This window comes from Streptomyces sp. AC550_RSS872 (assembly GCF_019049285.1).
Classification (GTDB): domain Bacteria; phylum Actinomycetota; class Actinomycetes; order Streptomycetales; family Streptomycetaceae; genus Streptomyces.
This window is the reverse complement of the sequence record NZ_JAGMUL010000121.1, coordinates 21207-38316: the sequence shown is the minus strand read 5'-3', so window position 1 is coordinate 38316 and position 17110 is coordinate 21207. Positions and strand designations below refer to the sequence as shown.

Here is a 17110-nt window from a genome sequence, read left to right as displayed (position 1 = left end):
GTGGTCGTTCGTCTCGTCCTCCGACGAAGGCTCCGAGGATCGGGGAGATCGGCCGCCCATCACGGCGGTAGCCGACAGGGCCGTTATTCGGCAGGGGCCGGACCATGCGAGTCCTCCAGTGCGCGCCCCGCGCTGACGATCATGTAGCCGATCCGGGCGTACGCCGGCATGCGCCACCAGATCCAACAGAGCACTGGGGCCCGATGCCGGAAAGCCGAGTGGCGCCCCCGGCCGAAACCGTGGGGCGCCACAGACCGCTATTCCGTGTTGGCTGCGCTCAGCTGTGCACTGGCTGTCGCGTCGGGTCAGACGACCCGCGCACTCGACGGCGATGCGGACGACGGGCCGCGTACCTCGACCGCACACGCGACGGCGACGCACAGAGCGACGACGATCATGCCCGCCCCGATCACGGTGTCCGGACCGGGTGTCTGGCTGAGGACGTTGAGCAGCGCCTTGACCGCGATGGCGAGCTGGCCCATGGCGACGAGGGCGAGCCACACCGCGCGCACGACGCGGGGGCTGCGCGTGCGTGCCTTCTCCAGCCCCAGCAGCGCGGCTGCGCCCGCCAGAGCCACGATGATGCCGAGGGTGGCGACGGGAACGACTGCCCTTTCGAGCGCCGAGGCGTCCGGATGGTCGAGTTCCGCCGTGTCCGGCGGCAGGACCGTGAAGGCCACCGTCAGCAGGGCCACGTAGGCCACCTGGAGGAGGAGAAGGACCGGTGCACGCGCCGGCTGAGCATGTCGGTCATCGGTTGCTCCTGACGAGGCTGCCGCTCTTCATGATCCACAGGCTGCCATTCTTCTGGGCGTTGCGGCATGCGTCCCTGCTGCGGATGCCGGCGTTCGTCTTGCCCGTGTTCGAGCGTCCGATACCCCGGCCGATGGAGTTGTTGCGCAGGTCCATCTCCTTGTCGTTGCCCCTGGAGACGGACTCGTGACGCGTCCTTTGTGGAGAGGCGGATTTCCATCAGCGCGTTCCAGTAGCAGTGCCGGAAGGAGTCACCGGTGCCCTGGAACAGGGTGCTGTCCGGGTAGAGCTCCTGCGCCTTCTTGAACGCCGTGTCCGCCCTGTCCCAAGCGAGCGAGCAGTCGTACGGATTCCAGAAGCAGTAGTCCCACTCCGCGTCGGTGAGGTTTCCGTAGCCGTAGCCCGGGTCCAGCAGGACCGGGTAGGCGATGGACTGGCCTTCCGTCGGGGCGAGCGAGACGACGATGTCGTTGCCGGACAGCTTCATCGAGACGGGAACCGTGTTCCCCTTGGCGTCCAGAGCCAGCGGGGCGGTGACGAACGTCGTCAGGCCGCCGTCCGAACCCGAGATCATCATGGTGTTGTCCTCACCCACTGTGATGACCTCGCCGGGACGCAGCGTGGGTCGGTAGGTGAAGGAGCTCGGGGCGTTGCCGCTGCGCAGCAGGTGGAAGAGCTCCACCGCGTTGGGGCCCTTACGGACAGCGATGGTGTCGGCGTCCGTCTGTGTGTTGGGGTAGACGACCAGGCCAGTGCTGCTCAGCTCCGCGGGTGAGGCGGTGCCGGTGGGCAGGTTGACGACCGCCTGGGCGGACCCGTCGGAGCTGGTGCCCACAATGTCCTGGTCTGCACGCTCGGGCAGCTGGGCGGCCGGGACGGCCGTGGCGGAGTCCTCGGTCTCCACGACCTCGGGGTCGACCTGCTCGACGAAGTCGGCAGGTGTGTCGTCGACCTCCGGGTAGACCTCGTCCGCTGGGAGTTCCTCGATGGGGACGTCGTCGACCGGCGGGTGCAGCGTCTGCGAGAAGTGCGCCTCGGCGATGTCGTTGATGAACGAGGTGGAGAGGCTCCCCGCGATGACGCCCACGCGGAAGGTGTGGGTGGCCCAGTCGGACCAGACGCCGTTGGGGTTCTTCACGCGAGCAGTCAGGGTGTGGGTGCCGCGGGTCGTGGGGGCCAAGGAGAAGGAAGCCGTGCCGCCGGTGAGCGTGATGGCGGTGGTCGCACCCTCGTCGAGGGCGTACTCGGCGGAGACCGCCTTGCCCGCGGGGTCGGTGACCTTGAATGTGCCGGCCTGACCCGCGTCGCCGTGCCACAGACCGTCGGCGGGGTATGCGGTGGAGGACAGCGCGGGGGCGGCGGGCACCGTGGTGTCGAGGGTCAGGTTGCGCCAGACCGACCACGTGTCGTTCCAGTCGGTGCCGTCGTAACTGGCGGCGCGCCACTTGCAGGAGCCGGGGGCGAGGGCCGGGGCGGCCCAGGATCCGGTGGCTCCCGAGGCGGTGTACGAGGTCTGGCCCGAGGCGATCTTGGTGGTGCCGGCGGTGTTCCAGACCTCGATGGTGAAGCGGACTGTGTTGCCGTCCGCGTCGGTGGCCTTGGCCGACAGCGTCGGGGTGGTGTCGGCGGTGACGGTGCCGTCGGCGGGGCTCACCGGGGAGGCCACACCGGGCTTGGTGTTGTACGTCACCGACAGCGCCGGCTCGGTCGGGCCCTGCGAACCGTCCACGTAGTTGGCGGACCGGAAGCGGCGCCAGGTCGTGGAGTCGGTCTCGTCCACGCCCTTGATCTGTAGACCGTGGTTGGGCTGTCCGTCGGCCCAGGCCTGGGCGATCGAAGAAACGTTCCAGCGCATGAAGTTGGCAGGGCAGGCCGAGCTGTAGCCGTAGGACGCCTTCGACACGGCGGCACCGGTGGCGGTCGTGGCCGGCTGCGCGCCCCAGGTCACGGCGCTCGGGTCCCAGCTTCCGGTGATCCGCCGCGCCTCCACGCCCGCGCCTGTGGTGGAGCAGCTGGAGGACCAGTACGAGTGAAGCCGTAGCTCGGCGCCGAGGATGTGCTTGCCGGTGTACTTGGACACGTCGAACTTGACGTACGAGCGCGCCCTCGTGGTGCCGGCGTCGTACGTGCCTGCCTTCAGCTCGGTCGAACCGCGCTGGGAGTCCGGGTAGTTCGTGGCGACCCAGGTGTCGGTCGAAGCGGCGAGCGTGGTGGTCGGGTCGATGGTGACCGGGTACGTGACGCTCGGGTCGCTGAGGAACTCCTGGCTCGGGCGGAGGACCAGGACGGTGCCCTGTGGGGTCCTCTCCACCGTCGTGGTGATCTCGGCCGACCGGGTCGGCTCCCCGGACTTGGGGTCCGTGCCGCTGCCCCACATCCGGGGCGCCGGGGCACTGGCCACGAGGTCGCCGCTGTCGTTCTCCAGGCGGAGGTGACGCTCCTTCGTCTTCTCCAGGTCCATCCCGTCCAGCGTGACGGGCAGCCGGAGTTCGACCGGCTCGGTGGGACGCTTCTTGAGGATCAGCGACTCGGTGAACCCGTGCGGCAGCGCGGTGACATGCAGGTCACCGTTGGGGACGACCGATGGATTAGACGGCGGTGTCGCCGTCCACCTGAGGCGCCGGAAGGGCTGTTGCCCAGTCCAGCCCGAAGGTGAGCGCGCCCCGGCCGACCGAAGCGAAGTCCTCGGAACCGCCGTCGGACAGCGCCACGTCAGCGACAGCGGTCTTCGGCTCCAGCCGGCTGCCGGTGTCGACGAGTGTGGTGTCGATGCGCTTCCACTGCCCGTCCTCGCGTACCCGTATCGCACCGGACGCGGTCTCAGTGGTCAGGCTGCCGTCCGGGTTCGCCCAGGTTGTGGACTCGGCCGTGCGCTCCGACACGGCCTCCACGCGCTTGCCCCCAGGACTGCGGCGAGCCGGGCGGACTCGACGTCCGGGGCCTCGGTGACGCGCTTGGACGCAATGGCCTCTTCTGCCGTGTCCTGGCCCGCCGCCGCGGGGGCGCCGACCGTGTAGGTCGCGCCTGCCGCGTTGGCGGCGAATGTGAGACACAGGGCCAGTGATGTGGCCACTGTTGTGAACCGTCTGTTCACAAACCCCCCGATCATGCATTTCCTGTTATGACTGTGTGCCATCCGTGAAGATGGCCAGCCGAGTGATCATAGAGGTGACCTGCACGAATGCCATCCATGGCCGGATCACGCCCTGTTGGCCAAAAGTAGGTGAACCGCCCATACTCACTGTGACTTCTCTCACCCGGGCCACCGTGAGGAGCGGCGCACCGAGCAACCGGCTTCAAAGCCGACCCGATCACGACCACTCACGCCCACGCGAGCCAAGTCGACATCGTGCCCGGGCCGCATCCTCAGCGCCTCGACGCAGCACGTGCACAATCCCGCTGCCCGCAGGCACGCGAAGCGGGCTGCCGCCGCTTCAGGCCGACTTCCCCGCGCGAGATCGCCGAATGTGCCGAATGTCCTGCACAAGGGTGTAGACAGCGCCCAGGAGAATCAGAACTCCCGCCACGATCCAGAGAACCGATGCTCCGGCCCGATGCTCATGAATGGCAAGGGCACAAAGACCCGTACTAATGAGGAGCCCAAGGGCCGAGATCAGGGTGCTGACGCGGTTGGCCACCGAGACATCATCCACGAGACGCTCACCTCGCAGACCAGCGCGTGCTGCTGACCAGCGTCGCGCAGACCTGTCCACCGCAGGCCCGCACCGTCTCCCCCCGCCCGGCCGAGGGCGCCCCGCACTGACGGCTCGTCTCTGTCAGATTCTGGGCCGGACCAGGGAGCGGCGTCCCAGTGGGCCCGATTGGCCTTCGTCTGCGCGTACAGAAGCTCATCAACCCGTCGGCACGCGTTCCCTGAAGGGCGGATTCGATCAGGTCGTGCCAGGCCCAGGAGTACTACTCGGGCGTCAGGGCCTCGTGCGACTTGGCGGGACGCCACCGTGCCTGGACAACTTCGGGCTGGCTGCGTGACGTTCGTGACCCACGACGGCCCGGATCTCAGTGCCTCCTGGGAGATGACTCATCGGGTTCAGGACGGCGTGACGGCCAGTACGCGGTTGAGCGGGCCGTCGGGGCGAGCTGTGAGGTCGTCCCAGGTGCCCTGCTCCGCGATGCGGCCGGGTTCGAGGACGGCGATGTGGTCGGCGCGGCGGATGGTCGCGGGCCGGTGGGCGATGACGATGATGGTGCGGTTGCCCTGGGTCAGGGCGGTGGCGAGTTTGACGGCGGGGCGTTCGTGCAGCTCGAAGCCAAGGCCCATCAGCTCGCTCACATGGTGGCAGACCGCGGCATCGTCCGGCCCGGTCAAGACTCGATGGACGGGCAATCCCTCAGGCGGTGCGCTGTGTGCTCATGGACGACTGACTTCACGCAAGCCCCAGCTGGCCATGAGCACCCCCGCTCAATCGCTCCCAAGGTCGTTAGACCCGTGCCTCGGAGTCGGGCGCACGGTCGTAGGTGAGGAAGAAGGCGCCGCTCTCCAGCGTGGTGTGGTCGGTGAGTTGCCAGAGACGCGGGGCGAAGGCAGTTTTGCGGGAAAACAGGGGGATGCCGTCGCCGATGGTGAGGGGACTGAGCTTGACGATCAGCCGGTCGATCTCCGGATAGAGAGCGCCCACCAGTTCCGCTCCGCCGAGCAGCCAGATGTCCTTGCCTTCTTCCCGCTTGAGCTCACGGACCTTCGCCGCGGGGTCGTCGGCGACGAGTTCCACGGCGGGGGCAGGCAGTTCGGTGAGACTCCGCGAGAAGACGAGGTGACGCAGATGCGGCTAGGCGCCCGGGACACCGGCCGACAGGCCGATCTCGTAGCTCTTGCGGCCCTCGAGGACGGTGTCGAAATGGGTGCCCTCGGCTGTGACGCCCAGCGCCTCACGGGCCGCGGCGAGCAGGGTCTCGGGGTATGTGGCGGCCAGGTGCTGGACGTAGTCCGGAGCGATCGGCCAGAAGCCGTCGGGGCCGGTGGGGTCCGTGCCGTCCGGCCCGGCGATAAAGCCGTCGGCAGTGGAGGCGATGTAGTACACGAGCTTGCGTATGAGGGCCCTACGTGGAGTGGTCGTCTTGTCGGCGATGCCGGAGGTCACGCCGCGGAGGAGGCCCACTCCACGAACTGGACGACCACACCGTTGGGGTCGGTGATCTGGAAGAGGCGTTCACCCCACGGCTCTTCACGCAGCGGCATGGTGATTTCGACGCCCGCAGCCCGCAGCCTGTCCTCTTCGTCGGCGATGCCGCTGTCGAGGGTGAACGCGAGGATGAGCCCGCGGGCGCGCTGATCGCGCTGGTCGTCCGGCAGGATCTCCATGCCGCGGCGCAACAGGACTATGTCGGCCGCGGCATCGGGACGGCTCAGCGAGGAGAAGCCGTCGGCGGCCATGCGCTCCTCGTAGCCGAGGTGGGTGGTGAAGAAGGAGCGGGAGGCGGCCACGTCGTCGACGGTGAGGGCGACGGTGGAAGCGGTGATCTGCACGCGGGTTCCTTCGGTTCGGGTGTCAGGCAGCAGGCCGAGCGAGCGAAACCTTACATCGGACGTAAATTTAGAACAGGAGAATCATTGATGTCAATCAAACTTTGCCACCAGGGTAAGATTGCACCATGAGTATCGAGACCACAGGGCTACGCGAGTCCAAGAAGCGCGAGACCCGGCAGCTGATCTCCGACCACGCCACCCGCCTCTTCATGGCGCAGGGCTTCGAGTCGACGACCATCGCGGAGATCGCCACCGCCGCCCGCGTCGCCAAGAAGACCGTGACCAACTACTTCCCCCGCAAGGAGGACATGGCCCTCGACCACCAGGACGCGTTCGTCGCGGGCCTGGCCGAGGCCGTGGCCGCCCGCCCCGCCGGGGAGTCCGCCCTCGGGGCGCTGCGCCGTACCTTCGAGGCAGGCGTCGCCGCCCAGGACCCGGTGATCGGCTTCGCCGGCCCGGAGTTCTCCCGGATGATCCACGAGAGTCCGACCCTCTCGGCCTGCCTGCGCACGCTGCACGACCGGCGCCAGGAAGCACTCGCCGCCGCCCTCGTCGAAGCCACCGGTTCCTCCCCTGACGACATCACCGCGTGCACCGCCGCGGCCCTCTTGGCAGCGGTGCACCGCGTCCTGTTCCACCGCATCCAGGAGCTGACCCTCGCCGGCCGCACGAACGACGAGATCGCCACAATCGTCGCGGACGAGGCCGCCGACGCCTTCGGCCTCCTCGAACCGGCCCTCGGGCACTACGCCGTGGCATGAAGGCCGCCTCCAGTGGCCCGGACGGCAACCAGGAGCGGACGCTCGCCCTTCATGCCGTCCAGGACCGCATCCGCCACCGACAACGCGGCACGCACCCACGACCCGTCCGGCACACCGGTCCCGGTCAATCAGCACGTGTCCGGCGCAAGGACACGCAGCCCAAGAACACTCCCACCTGGCAGTTCTCATCTCCCCCGCCGCGCCCGTGCACTGCCGCTGAACACCCGCCGACCGGCTGCCCCTGTCCAAAACCCCCTCTCATCCAGGAGTCGCACCGCAGCCGCACCGCGTCGGGCCCCAGACGCTCGACCACCTGGGACAGCACCACACCGCGGACCCCGCCCGCACCCCAAGCGGGCGGCCCCCAGCAGCCGCTGCGTCGACCACGCACCGCGGCACCGCCCTGCTCAGCCAGCTGCCACCCCTCCTTGCCCGACACATCAGCCGGCAGCCCCCTCACACAGGCGGCCGCCGTCGCCAGCGGCTCCGCCCGCCCGAAACACCCGGCGACCCGCAGCTCCGGACCCCGCAGCCCCACCTGATCCCAAGTCACCACACAACGATCAGTGCAGGCAGGATGACCCTGCGGCGAGTGCCGCCACAGCACCAGGGAGAACCCGCATGACCGACCACTACCCGTATCAAATCGCGACCCGGAGAGGGAGCCTGACGCTGATCTGGCGGCCCGGAGAGGACAACGCCCCCGATGAGCTGGCCGTTGACGACCTCGGAAGACTCCTCGCCTTCCACGACTTCAAGACGCTGCAAGAATACTGCGATCGCAACGGCTGGGAGCTCATCCGGGACGGCGGCGCCACACTTGACCTGGACCTCATACGTCAGTGGGTCGAGCACCCTGGCCTCGACACCGTCCCGGCAGGACTACTGCTCGATGCGTGGAACTTCTTCGAAGACCTCTCCCACAGCCTGAAGACCGACCCGCCCATTCCCTCACAAGGACCGATCCACGACAGCGCCTACGAAAAGATCTTCGGCGGTGACACTCGGGAACCGGCCGCCGGCGAGGAAGCCTGGACGGACCAGGAGGCCACAGCCGTACGCGAACTCCTCCGCGCGGGACTGGACCTCTGGGAACAGGCCACGCACGGGCCACGCACCAGCTGATCGAATCTTCAGGCATCGCCGCCCATGAGAGACACAGCAGGCCACAACGTGTCCTTGGCCAACGTCTCGCGAACGCTGCACACTCATCGCCGCACCATGGCTCATCCCTCGGAGGCCCGCCGCGACAGGCACCCAGGGCCTCCCGCTTGGTTCAGACAAAGCGAGTCCCTGATCACCTGGGTCGTAAGACAATCGGGCAGTGACACGCCCCCTTCACCGTGACTGCTCCCTTGAAGAGCTTGAACGCGACCGCTGGCCGGCTCCGTCGGCCGACGCCACCCGGCTTCTCGCTACTGCACACTTCTTGCGTCGCCGGCCGATCGGCGAGCTGACAGTCGAGGACCTGCGTCTGCTGATAGGGCAGGACATAGCACTGCCCTATCTCCTGCCGCTGGCACTGGAGGTGCTGCGGGACAACCCGATGGCAGAGGGGGACATGTACGAAGGTGATCTGTTGTCCGCGGTCCTCACCAGGAACTCAGCGGTCTGGACCGAGTCTTCCGGACTCGGCCGAGAGCTTCGCCTGATCGTCGCGGAGTTGACCGACCTGCCCCCTGACTTGCAGCAGAAGGTTGAACGATTCCTGACTCCTTGAAGTGCTCTCCTCCCTTCGCGAGCTCAGGAAGGAGATTCCCGTCTACCTTGCGGTGACGGGCTTGACACCTCGTGGGCGCCTGACGACTGCCCTTCCGGCAGCCGGGATGAGCGCGTGGCCCATCCGGTACAGGTGCAAGATGTTCCGGGCGGCGTTGTGGTCGGCATTGCCCGACCATCCGCAGTCCGGGTTCTTGCATACGAACGTGGCCTGGTCCTCCCGGCTGCCTGGTGTGATGAAGCCGCACGCGGAGCAGCGCAGGGAGGTGTTCGAGGCGGGAACCTTGTGCAGGGTGCCACCCTGGCGGGCGGTTTTGTACGTCAGCATCGTCACGGTCCGTCCCCATGCTTCTTGGCTGATGGAGCGGTTCAGGCCGGACTTGGCTTTGACGTTCTTGCCTGGTTCCTCGACAGTTCCCTTGGCGGACTTGACCATGTTCGTGATGTTGAGCTGTTCGACCACGACGGTGCCGTACTGCTTGGCGATGGTGGTGGTGGTCTTGTGCTGCCAGTCGACGGCGCGGCGCGTGGCTTTGGCGCGGAGCTGTCGGATCTGGGTGTAGGTGGCGCGCAGTCGGTTCGAGGTGCGTTCCTTGGGCTTGCGGAAGCTCTTGCGGTGTGCGGCCTGCCGCTCCAGGCCAAGCAGCTTGGCCTTCTCGTCGGCGGTCAGCCACTTGTCCCGGTCAGCGCTGCCGTCCGGGAGGCGCGGCGGCCTGCCGTGGTCCTGGTGGTTGCCGTCAGAGAGGGCGAGGGGAAGGCTGACCCCGGCGTCGATACCGACCTCCGGCCCCTGGTGGAGCTCGGGCTTTGATTCAAGGGTCTGGACGCGGAAGGCGATGTGCCAGCCAAGGCCGTCTTTGATGAGGCGGGCTCCGGTGATCCGGTTGTCGCTGTTCGCCTTCTTCCCGCCCGGCAGGTCTTTGGTCCAGCGGAACCGGACGCGTCCGACCTTGGGAATGTTGACCATGCCCCAGCGGCGGTGTACCCGCTTGATCTGGAGGTCACGGCCCTGGGGAATGTCCACGGACATGACGGACCGGAACCGGGCCTTGAAGTTCGGCTCGTCTGCTCGGCCGTCCCAGCAGTTCTTCCACGCCTGGAAGTACGTCTTCAGCACGGCCTGTGCGGCCTGGGCCGGGAGGACGGCGAGGAAGTCGATGTCCTTGCGGGCCTGCCGTATCGCCGCGTCGGCGGCGGCCAGCGACCGCTTGTCCTTCGCCAGCCATGTCCACCAGGCGTGCAGGCAGTTCCACATGGTGCGGGCAGCGTGCGCCTGGTCGTCCATGAGCCGAACCTGCGCAGGGGTGAGTGCCAGTCGGGCACGATGCCCGAACTGCCGCTTCTCCCGCGCACGTTCCGTTGTCACACGATCACGATGCCATTTGGCTTATGTCACCGCGCTGGAATCCAAATCCCGACGTACGCACCGGCCGTCATGTCGTCTACAACCTTCACGTCCACTTGGTGTTTGTCACCAAGTACCGGCGCAAAGCCATGACCGACGCCATGCTGACGCGCTGCGAACAGATCATGCGGGAGGTCTGCGAGGACTTCGAGTCCGAGCTGAAGCAGTTCAACGGCGAGGAGGATCACGTCCACCTGCTCGTGCACTACCCGCCCAAGGTCCAGCTTTCCAAGCTGGTCAACTCCCTCAAGGGCGTCTCCGCCCGGCTCCTGCGCAAGGAGTACGACGCCCACGTACGCCGGCACCTGTGGGGCGGGCACTTCTGGTCCGGCTCGTACTTCGCCGGAAGCTGCGGCGGGGCGCCCTTGACCGTGGTCAAGCAGTACATCGAGAACCAGAAGCGCCCCGTGGCCTGAGCTGAACACTGCGGACCAGTGCTCACGTGCGGGTCAGAGCAGGCTTGAGATGGCCTTCACCTCCCCCGTAAACGGGGGAGCACTGGCCAAGATCAAAGGTAGAAGCACTGACGGGGACGTTGCCCAGGGATGGGCAGCCCGGCGTATCCAGGGAGACGCTCTGCGCAGGAGCCGCGAGCAGCGACCGGTGCCGACGGGCTGGGCACGAAGGGGGTAGCCGGCGTGCCGCCTCTGCCGGATGATCAGTCGATGCGTCCGCTGAAGTACGGCTACACCAACCGGACACTGAGCGACGGTGCCGTGGTCGAGAAAACCTATGAGGGTCCCGATGCCGAACTCAGGCTCCATCGCGAACACACACTGCTCCTCCAGCTCCAGAACCGGTTGCCCGTGCCGCCGGTACGTGCGGCGACATTGGCCACCCTCACGCTCGGCTTCGTGGCTGGTGTACCCGGTCAGGAACTCCTGGACGCCGGCCGGCCCGGGACGGTCCTGGCGAGCTGCGGGGAACTGCTGCGCCGTATCCACGCGACCACGCCGTTGACGACGGGTGCGCAGGAGGCGGGCAAGGTGCTCGTGCACGGTGACTTCGGCCCCAACAACGTGCTGCTCGATCCCGACACCTTCGAGGTCACCGCTGTGGTCGACTGGGAGTTCGCCCATATCGGGGATCCGGTCGAGGATCTGGCCTGGTGCGAGTGGGTCGTACGGACGCACCACCCCGAGCACCGCCCGGCACTCGGTGATTTCTTCCGGGCCTACGGCGGGGAGGTGCCGCCCTGGCCGGTCCGCAGGGCCGCCATGCTGACCCGTTGCGAGGCACTGCGGCAGTTCTGCGACCGGTGGGAACCGAACGGCCTGGGTGTGAGGCAGTGGCAGAAACGGGATGAATTGTATTTGATGCAACACTCCGCACGGTGCCCAAAGCGGCGTTTTGACTGCTCAGCGAGGCGGGATCCGAAGGAGGCTGTCTCGCTGACCAAGCCCTGAGCTGCACGCTAGCATATGGATTCATCAATGTTGCGTTTGATACAACAGGTGGGTGAGTACGCAAGCACCCGGTTCAGCGCACCTTGTCCTGGCCCGCAACGTCATCCATCTCGACCCGGCGCCAGCGGTGTTTGACGCGATGAAGGAGGGCTGGGCGAGGCAGCAGTCGGCCCGATTCCTGAGGTCCTCGACGATCGACCCACGGGTGCGTCTGATCGAGCGGTTGGAAGAGTTCACTGGTCAGTACCCCTGGCAGTGGACGCCGGCGGACGGCGAGGCGTTCATCGCCCACCTGAGAAGCGGCAGCAAGCCGATCCAGATGTCGACGGCTCGCACCTACGAGGTGACGATCGGCCTGTTCCTGGAGTACCTCCTCGACACCCGGTACGGCTGGGTACATGCCTGCTTGGAGCGGTTCGGCGAGGTTCCGCAGCAGGTCTGCCACGAGGGCAACTCGGTCCTGCACACCGTGGAGTACGAAGGCGACCCGCGCCGCCGACCGCTGGACTACGACGAGATCCAAGCCCTCTTCGACGCCGCCGATGCCCGGCCCGGCAAGATACGTGGCCAGGGACGCAAGGGAGCCCTGTGTGCTCTGCGCGACGCCGTCGTGCTCAAGGCGATCTACGCCTACGGGACGCGCCGCACCGAGTCCTCCCGGCTCGACCTGGTCGACCTGCGGCGCAACCGGAAGGCCCCGCAGTTCCGCGGTTACGGCAGCGCGATGGTGCGCTTCGGCAAGTCCCAGAAGGGCTCGCCGCCCAAGCGGCGGACCGTGCTGACCGTTCCGGAGATGGACTGGTGCGTCGACGTGCTGGACCAGTGGGTGACCGAGATACGCCCGCAGTTCTCGCCCGGGCGTCACCCTGCGCTCTGGGTGACGGAGCGGTGCGGGCGTCTGTCGCCCCGGTCGATCAACGAGGCGTTCGTCGCCGCCCGCAAGGCCGCTGGCCTCGACGAGGACCTCGACCTGCACTGCCTGCGGCACAGCTACATCACGCACCTGACCGAGTTCGGCTATCCGGCCCGGTTCGTCCAGGAACAAGTCGGACACTCGCACGCATCCACCACGGCGATCTATATGGGGGTCTCGAACGAGTACCGCAACAAGCTGTTGGAGGCTTCTCTCAAGAACCGGCTGGGCGACGACTGGGACGTGACGACATGATCAAGAAGATGGGCTACCAGTGGCGGCTGCGGCAGTTGATGGCTGAGAAGGAGATGTTCCAGACCTCGGACTTGGTGCCGCTGCTGGCCGAGCGAGGCGTCACTCTCTCGCGCGAACAGGTCTACCGGTTGGTAACTCAGCCGCCCCAGCGGATGAGCATGGACACCCTCGTTGCGCTCTGCGACATCCTGCAGTGCACCCCGAACGACCTGATCAAGCCGGAGGTCGTCAACACGCAGCTCCGCAAGGCCGTCGGCGACGCCGACCCGGCCCCGACTCCGATCACGCCGCGGCGAGCCGTTGTTCGCCGTCCCGGGAAGCCGTGAACCAGAAGCAGAGAAATCGGAGGGACCTCGCGGAGGCCAGGGCCAGCATCGTCGGTCACGTCCGGCAACGGATTCCAGAGCTGACCGAGCAGGCGGCCCAGGCCGTCGTGGAACGAGCAAGGGCATGGGGTCCGATACCCGCACGCGAACTGGCCCGGCACTTCGCCGAACACGGTGACGCGCTGGCCGCCCCGTCGCCCCACTGCCCGGCGGCACTGATCAGACTCCTGCGTCAGCTGAAGGCCGACGGGTTCGGTAAGGCGGTCACCCAGTTGTCCTGCGCCATCTGCGGCCGCAGCGACCGGGAGCTCCCCCGCCCGACTCCCCAGGGCCGCTGCTGCATGTGGTGTGTGTACCGAACCGAGCTGCGGAAGTGCGCCCGCTGCGGACAAGACGGCCTCATCGCCCGCCGACTCGAGGAGGGGCCGATCTGCAGACTCTGCTACACCAGGGACTCCTCCCTGTCCTGGGAGGAGTGTGCTGGCTGCGGGCAGCGCAAGTTGCCAAAGAGCCGGCGCGAGGACGGCAAAGCACTGTGCCAGTCCTGCGCTCCGAGGCCGGAGCGGAAGTGCATCCGATGCGGAAAACTTCGGCCGGCCCACGCCAACACCGAGGACGGACCGGTCTGCAACAGCTGCTATGCGCCCCCGCCCCGACGCTGCGGAGGCTGCGGCAACCTCCGGCGGATCAGAGTCCGTGCCGCCGACGGACAGCCCGAGCTCTGCCAGAACTGCAACACGGGGCCGCTTGGGGTGTGCAGCGTCTGCGACCGGCAGGCGCGTGTCTACCGCGTGAGGGAGCGAGGAGGCGCCCTCCACTGTGACCGCTGCCGGCCACGGACACTTGCGCAGTGCGCCGACTGCGGCCGCGAGCGTGAGGTGCGGGCCAACTGGCCCATCGGCCCGGTCTGCGATACCTGCTTCAATCGGCGCCGGCGGAACCCCGCGCCTTGCTCGCGATGCCAGACCACCCAGGTTCTGATCGGCCGCGCTGACGACGGAGGTGATCTCTGCGGGCCCTGCTGCGGCACGGACATCACCTACAGCTGCAGCCGCTGCGGCTTTCCCGGCGACATCTACGACGCCGGACTGTGCACCCGCTGCGCGGTCGGTGGCCGTGTGCGCCAACTCCTCACGCAAGGAGACGGCCCCGTCCCGCCGGCACTCCGTCCGCTGGCGGACGCGCTTGCCTCGGCCGATCACCCACGGTCTGTGCTGACCTGGCTTCGGACCAGCTCCGGCCCGAAGATCCTCGCCGAGCTCGTGTCCCAGGACACGGAGATCACTCACGCGTCTCTGGACGCCTTGTCCCAGGGCTACAACACGACCCATCACTTCCGGAAGCTCTTGGTGGCGACCGGCGTCCTGCCGGAGCGAAACGAGAACCTCGCCCGTCTGGAACTGTGGTCTGCCGATGTCCTGGCACGACTTCCGCAGCATCAGATGAAGGTCATCGGTCCCTTCGCCGAGTGGCACATCATCCGCGACGCACGACGCCGGTCATCCCGCGGCCGGTACACCACCAACGCCGCTACCAGCGATCGCAGGGACATCCGCGCCGCGATCGACTTCCTGGACTGGCTCGATGAGAACCAGCTCGACCTGGCAGCAGCCGGTCAAGAGGACCTGGACCTCTGGCTCACCACTCACCCCACACGCCGAAGGTCGATCGGAGCCTTCATCCGATGGGCCGGCGCCCGACGACTTAACAGCACGATGGCCCTCACGGCAGAGCGAACCGGTCTCCCAACCCAGTTCATCACCGAAACTGCGCTGAACGAGCAACTGAAACGCTGCCTGAACGACGACCAACTCCCCCTCGACGTCCGCATCGCGGGCGGACTGATCAGGCTCTACGGCCTGCCCGTCGTCCGCCTGGTCGAACTGACCACTGACCGGTTCGAACGCACTGGGGACGACGCCTACCTCACCATCGAACGCAACCCAGTCCTCCTGCCGCCCAAGCTGGCACTGCTCATCGAGGAACAGATCGCACGACCGACGGTCCGCTCCATGCTCCGGCCACCGCAAGACGGTCGCCCTACCTACTTGCTTCCGGGAGTGCCCGCCCACCGTCCGATCACGGCGCAGAGGATCGTGAACAAGCTGCGAAGTCACGGCTTGGAAGTCATCAGCGCCCGCAACACCGCCATGCTCGAAGCCGTTGCCGACCTTCCTCCCATCGTGATCAGTGACCTCTTCGGCGTCAGCGCAAGCAGCGCCCACAGGTGGGCTCGGTTCGCCCAGGACAGCTGGACGGACTACCTCGCTGCCTGCACGAACGACGAAGCGGGTCCGCCGGAGGGAGCTTGAAGGGGACTGAAGCGTCACGGTCGCGCGTCGCCGTGCGATCGCCTCGCATGCCGGTTCGGCAACGCAGGCGATGCCCCGGAACCGAGCGCCGATTACATCGCGGTCTTCACTCGTGCGGGCTAATAAACGATCTTGCGCCGGTTTTGGCCGTACGTGGTGCCTAGCCTTGTTGTGCCGGCGAGTGGTCAGCAGCAGGAGCGTGCCACCGTCTTCGGGCGCGGGGGTGTAGTGGAAGTTCGGGATGTGCGTCACGCATACGGTCGCCGTGAGGTCTTGCGGGGCCTCGACCTTGATCTACGGCCTGGAGTGCTGGCCGGGATTGTCGGGGAGAACGGTGCGGGCAAGTCGACGCTGTTGAAGATCTTGTCCGGTGAGCTGCGCCCGCTGGGTGGCACGGTCCGTCATGAGGGCCGTTTCGGGTACTGCCCGCAGGACGTGGTGGTCAACGATGCTCTGACCGTGCGCCAGCATCTGGAGTTCTTCCGCGTTGCGCGCGGGCTGTCGGATCTGCGGCACGCCGGGCAGGTGATGGACGCGTTGCGGTTGTCGGAGTACGTCGATGAACGTGCCGGACTGCTCAGCGGCGGAACCCGTCAGAAGCTGAACCTGACCCTGGCGCTGATGCATGACCCGCAGGTGGTGCTGCTGGACGAGCCTTACCAGGGTTTCGACTGGGAGACCTACCAGCGTTTCTGGGACTTGGCAGCCCGATTACGCGATGCGGGCCGCTCGGTGCTTGTCGTATCGCACCTGGCCTATGACGCTGAGCGCCTGGACGAGTTGTGGCGCCTTCAGGGTGGCGTGCTGCGCCCCGCTGAGGGGGTGACTGTGTGAGGCGGCACCTGAACCTGTTCGTCACAGCAGTCCGCTTCGACCTGGTCGAACACGCCCGGAACAGGCTCGCCATGGTCCTGGTCGCCGTGTTCATCCCCTGCTGGATCAGCCTGGCGTACGCCGTCATCCCCAGCAGGCACCTGACCTTCCGCCTGCGGGCGACCGGCCAGCTCCTGGCACCGGCCGGAAACCAGATCACGCAGATCACCGGCGCCATCAACGCCGTCACCCTGATCACCGGGTTCATGATGTTCGCCGTCACGTTCAACGGCGGGCGCTTCGACCGCCGCCTGGCCTTGGCCGGCTACCCCCGCATCCATCTCGTCCTGGCCAAGACCACCTCGCTGACCCTGGCCTCCGGCGCCATCGCCGCCTATGCCACCGCGGTGCTCTGCCTGGCCTGGAGCCCGCGCCAGCCCCTGCTGCTCGCCGCTGCCTTGTTCTGCGGAGCGATGACCTACGGGGTGCTCGGCGTCGTGTTCGGCTCGCTGCTGCGCCGGGAGGTGGAGGGCATGTTCGCCCTGGTCATGACCAGCCTCGTGGATGTCGGCTTGCAAAATCCGCTAGCCGGCGGCGGCACCGGAAGCCAGGTCGTGCGGTTCCTGCCTACCTACGGCACCATGCAGGCTGCCTCGGCCGCGGGTTTCACCCGCGAGTGGCTGCCCGGTGATCTGGCCGTTCAGTTCTTGTGGTTCGCCGGCGCCGCGTTCCTGGGCCTGCTCGCCTTCCACCGCCGCACCAAAGACGCCCTGACCGCAAAGCCGTCCTTCCGTCTGCCGTGGCTGCCCGCGCGCCGACAACCTGCGCACCCGGCCCGGGCCACGTCGACGCCCCGCTGAACGGCACCCCGTGCGACGGCCCACAAGGCCCCTACGAGGGACGTGGCGCGCCCTCATCGCAGAGCGACGTCCTGGCCCCGGAAGGGAGCCGGTTGAGCAGGA

16 protein-coding genes and 1 pseudogene are annotated in these 17110 nt (G+C 67.4%); 10 read left to right on the top strand and 7 right to left on the bottom strand.

Features of this window, described 5'->3' with window-relative positions; translation table 11 throughout:
• Nucleotides 1-305 precede the first annotated feature (305 nt).
• The 6 genes and pseudogenes from KUM44_RS34485 to KUM44_RS34460 form a co-directional block, all read right to left on the bottom strand.
• The gene (locus KUM44_RS34485) at nt 306-695 is read right to left on the bottom strand and encodes a hypothetical protein (RefSeq protein WP_217213700.1); all 390 of its coding nucleotides are present in this window, start codon (nt 693-695) and stop codon (nt 306-308) included.
• On the bottom strand, nt 683-3214 hold the full coding sequence (locus KUM44_RS46995) for a DNRLRE domain-containing protein (RefSeq protein ID WP_217213699.1): 2532 nt from the start codon (nt 3212-3214) through the stop codon (nt 683-685). Before KUM44_RS46995 ends, KUM44_RS34485 begins: the two co-directional genes overlap by 13 nt.
• A gap of 127 nt (nt 3215-3341) precedes the next feature.
• The gene (locus tag KUM44_RS34475; RefSeq protein ID WP_217213698.1) at nt 3342-3635 is read right to left on the bottom strand and encodes a hypothetical protein; all 294 of its coding nucleotides are present in this window, start codon (nt 3633-3635) and stop codon (nt 3342-3344) included.
• A gap of 1166 nt (nt 3636-4801) precedes the next feature.
• Nucleotides 4802-5080 carry a DUF1737 domain-containing protein gene (locus KUM44_RS46990; protein WP_302186092.1) on the bottom strand — a complete coding sequence of 93 codons (279 nt, stop codon included), beginning with the start codon at nt 5078-5080 and terminating at the stop codon, nt 4802-4804.
• Between the two features lie 112 nt (nt 5081-5192).
• Nucleotides 5193-5804: pseudogene (locus KUM44_RS34465) on the bottom strand (dihydrofolate reductase family protein).
• 44 nt (nt 5805-5848) lie between these two features.
• Complete coding sequence (locus tag KUM44_RS34460; protein ID WP_217213696.1) at nt 5849-6238, bottom strand: VOC family protein; 390 nt, start codon at nt 6236-6238, stop codon at nt 5849-5851.
• Nucleotides 6239-6363: 125 nt separating this feature from the next.
• Between KUM44_RS34460 and KUM44_RS34455 the strand changes: the two genes are divergently transcribed.
• The 3 genes from KUM44_RS34455 (at nt 6364) to KUM44_RS34445 (ending at nt 8719) form a co-directional block, all read left to right on the top strand.
• A complete protein-coding gene (locus KUM44_RS34455) occupies nt 6364-6999 on the top strand; it encodes a TetR/AcrR family transcriptional regulator (RefSeq protein WP_217213695.1) in 636 nt (211 codons plus the stop codon).
• A 621-nt stretch (nt 7000-7620) separates the two neighbouring features.
• Nucleotides 7621-8124 carry a hypothetical protein gene (locus KUM44_RS34450; RefSeq protein ID WP_217213694.1) on the top strand — a complete coding sequence of 168 codons (504 nt, stop codon included), beginning with the start codon at nt 7621-7623 and terminating at the stop codon, nt 8122-8124.
• Nucleotides 8125-8323: 199 nt separating this feature from the next.
• On the top strand, nt 8324-8719 hold the full coding sequence (locus KUM44_RS34445) for a contact-dependent growth inhibition system immunity protein (protein ID WP_217213693.1): 396 nt from the start codon (nt 8324-8326) through the stop codon (nt 8717-8719).
• Between the two features lie 42 nt (nt 8720-8761).
• Here KUM44_RS34445 and KUM44_RS34440 read toward each other — a convergent pair whose 3' ends face one another.
• A complete protein-coding gene (locus tag KUM44_RS34440; RefSeq protein WP_217213692.1) occupies nt 8762-10084 on the bottom strand; it encodes an RNA-guided endonuclease TnpB family protein in 1323 nt (440 codons plus the stop codon).
• A 23-nt stretch (nt 10085-10107) separates the two neighbouring features.
• Here KUM44_RS34440 and tnpA point away from each other — a divergent pair, with 23 nt between their 5' ends.
• The 7 genes from tnpA (at nt 10108) to KUM44_RS34405 (ending at nt 17008) form a co-directional block, all read left to right on the top strand.
• Nucleotides 10108-10539, top strand: a complete 432-nt coding sequence (gene tnpA, locus KUM44_RS34435; RefSeq protein ID WP_217213691.1) for an IS200/IS605 family transposase — start codon at nt 10108-10110, stop codon at nt 10537-10539.
• A gap of 249 nt (nt 10540-10788) precedes the next feature.
• Nucleotides 10789-11529, top strand: coding sequence for a phosphotransferase family protein (locus tag KUM44_RS34430; protein ID WP_217213690.1), 741 nt, complete (start codon nt 10789-10791; stop codon nt 11527-11529).
• A gap of 139 nt (nt 11530-11668) precedes the next feature.
• Entirely contained in the window at nt 11669-12697 is a 1029-nt protein-coding gene (locus tag KUM44_RS34425; protein ID WP_217213747.1) for a tyrosine-type recombinase/integrase, read from the top strand.
• Nucleotides 12694-13023, top strand: a complete 330-nt coding sequence (locus KUM44_RS34420; RefSeq protein WP_217213689.1) for a helix-turn-helix transcriptional regulator — start codon at nt 12694-12696, stop codon at nt 13021-13023. Before KUM44_RS34425 ends, KUM44_RS34420 begins: the two co-directional genes overlap by 4 nt.
• Before the next feature lie 878 nt (nt 13024-13901).
• Complete coding sequence (locus tag KUM44_RS46120; protein WP_254390537.1) at nt 13902-15335, top strand: hypothetical protein; 1434 nt, start codon at nt 13902-13904, stop codon at nt 15333-15335.
• 228 nt (nt 15336-15563) lie between these two features.
• Entirely contained in the window at nt 15564-16169 is a 606-nt protein-coding gene (locus KUM44_RS34410) for an ABC transporter ATP-binding protein (RefSeq protein WP_217213688.1), read from the top strand.
• Nucleotides 16166-17008, top strand: a complete 843-nt coding sequence (locus KUM44_RS34405) for an ABC transporter permease (RefSeq protein WP_217213687.1) — start codon at nt 16166-16168, stop codon at nt 17006-17008. The genes KUM44_RS34410 and KUM44_RS34405 overlap by 4 nt, the downstream gene beginning before the upstream one ends.
• Nucleotides 17009-17110 lie beyond the last annotated feature (102 nt).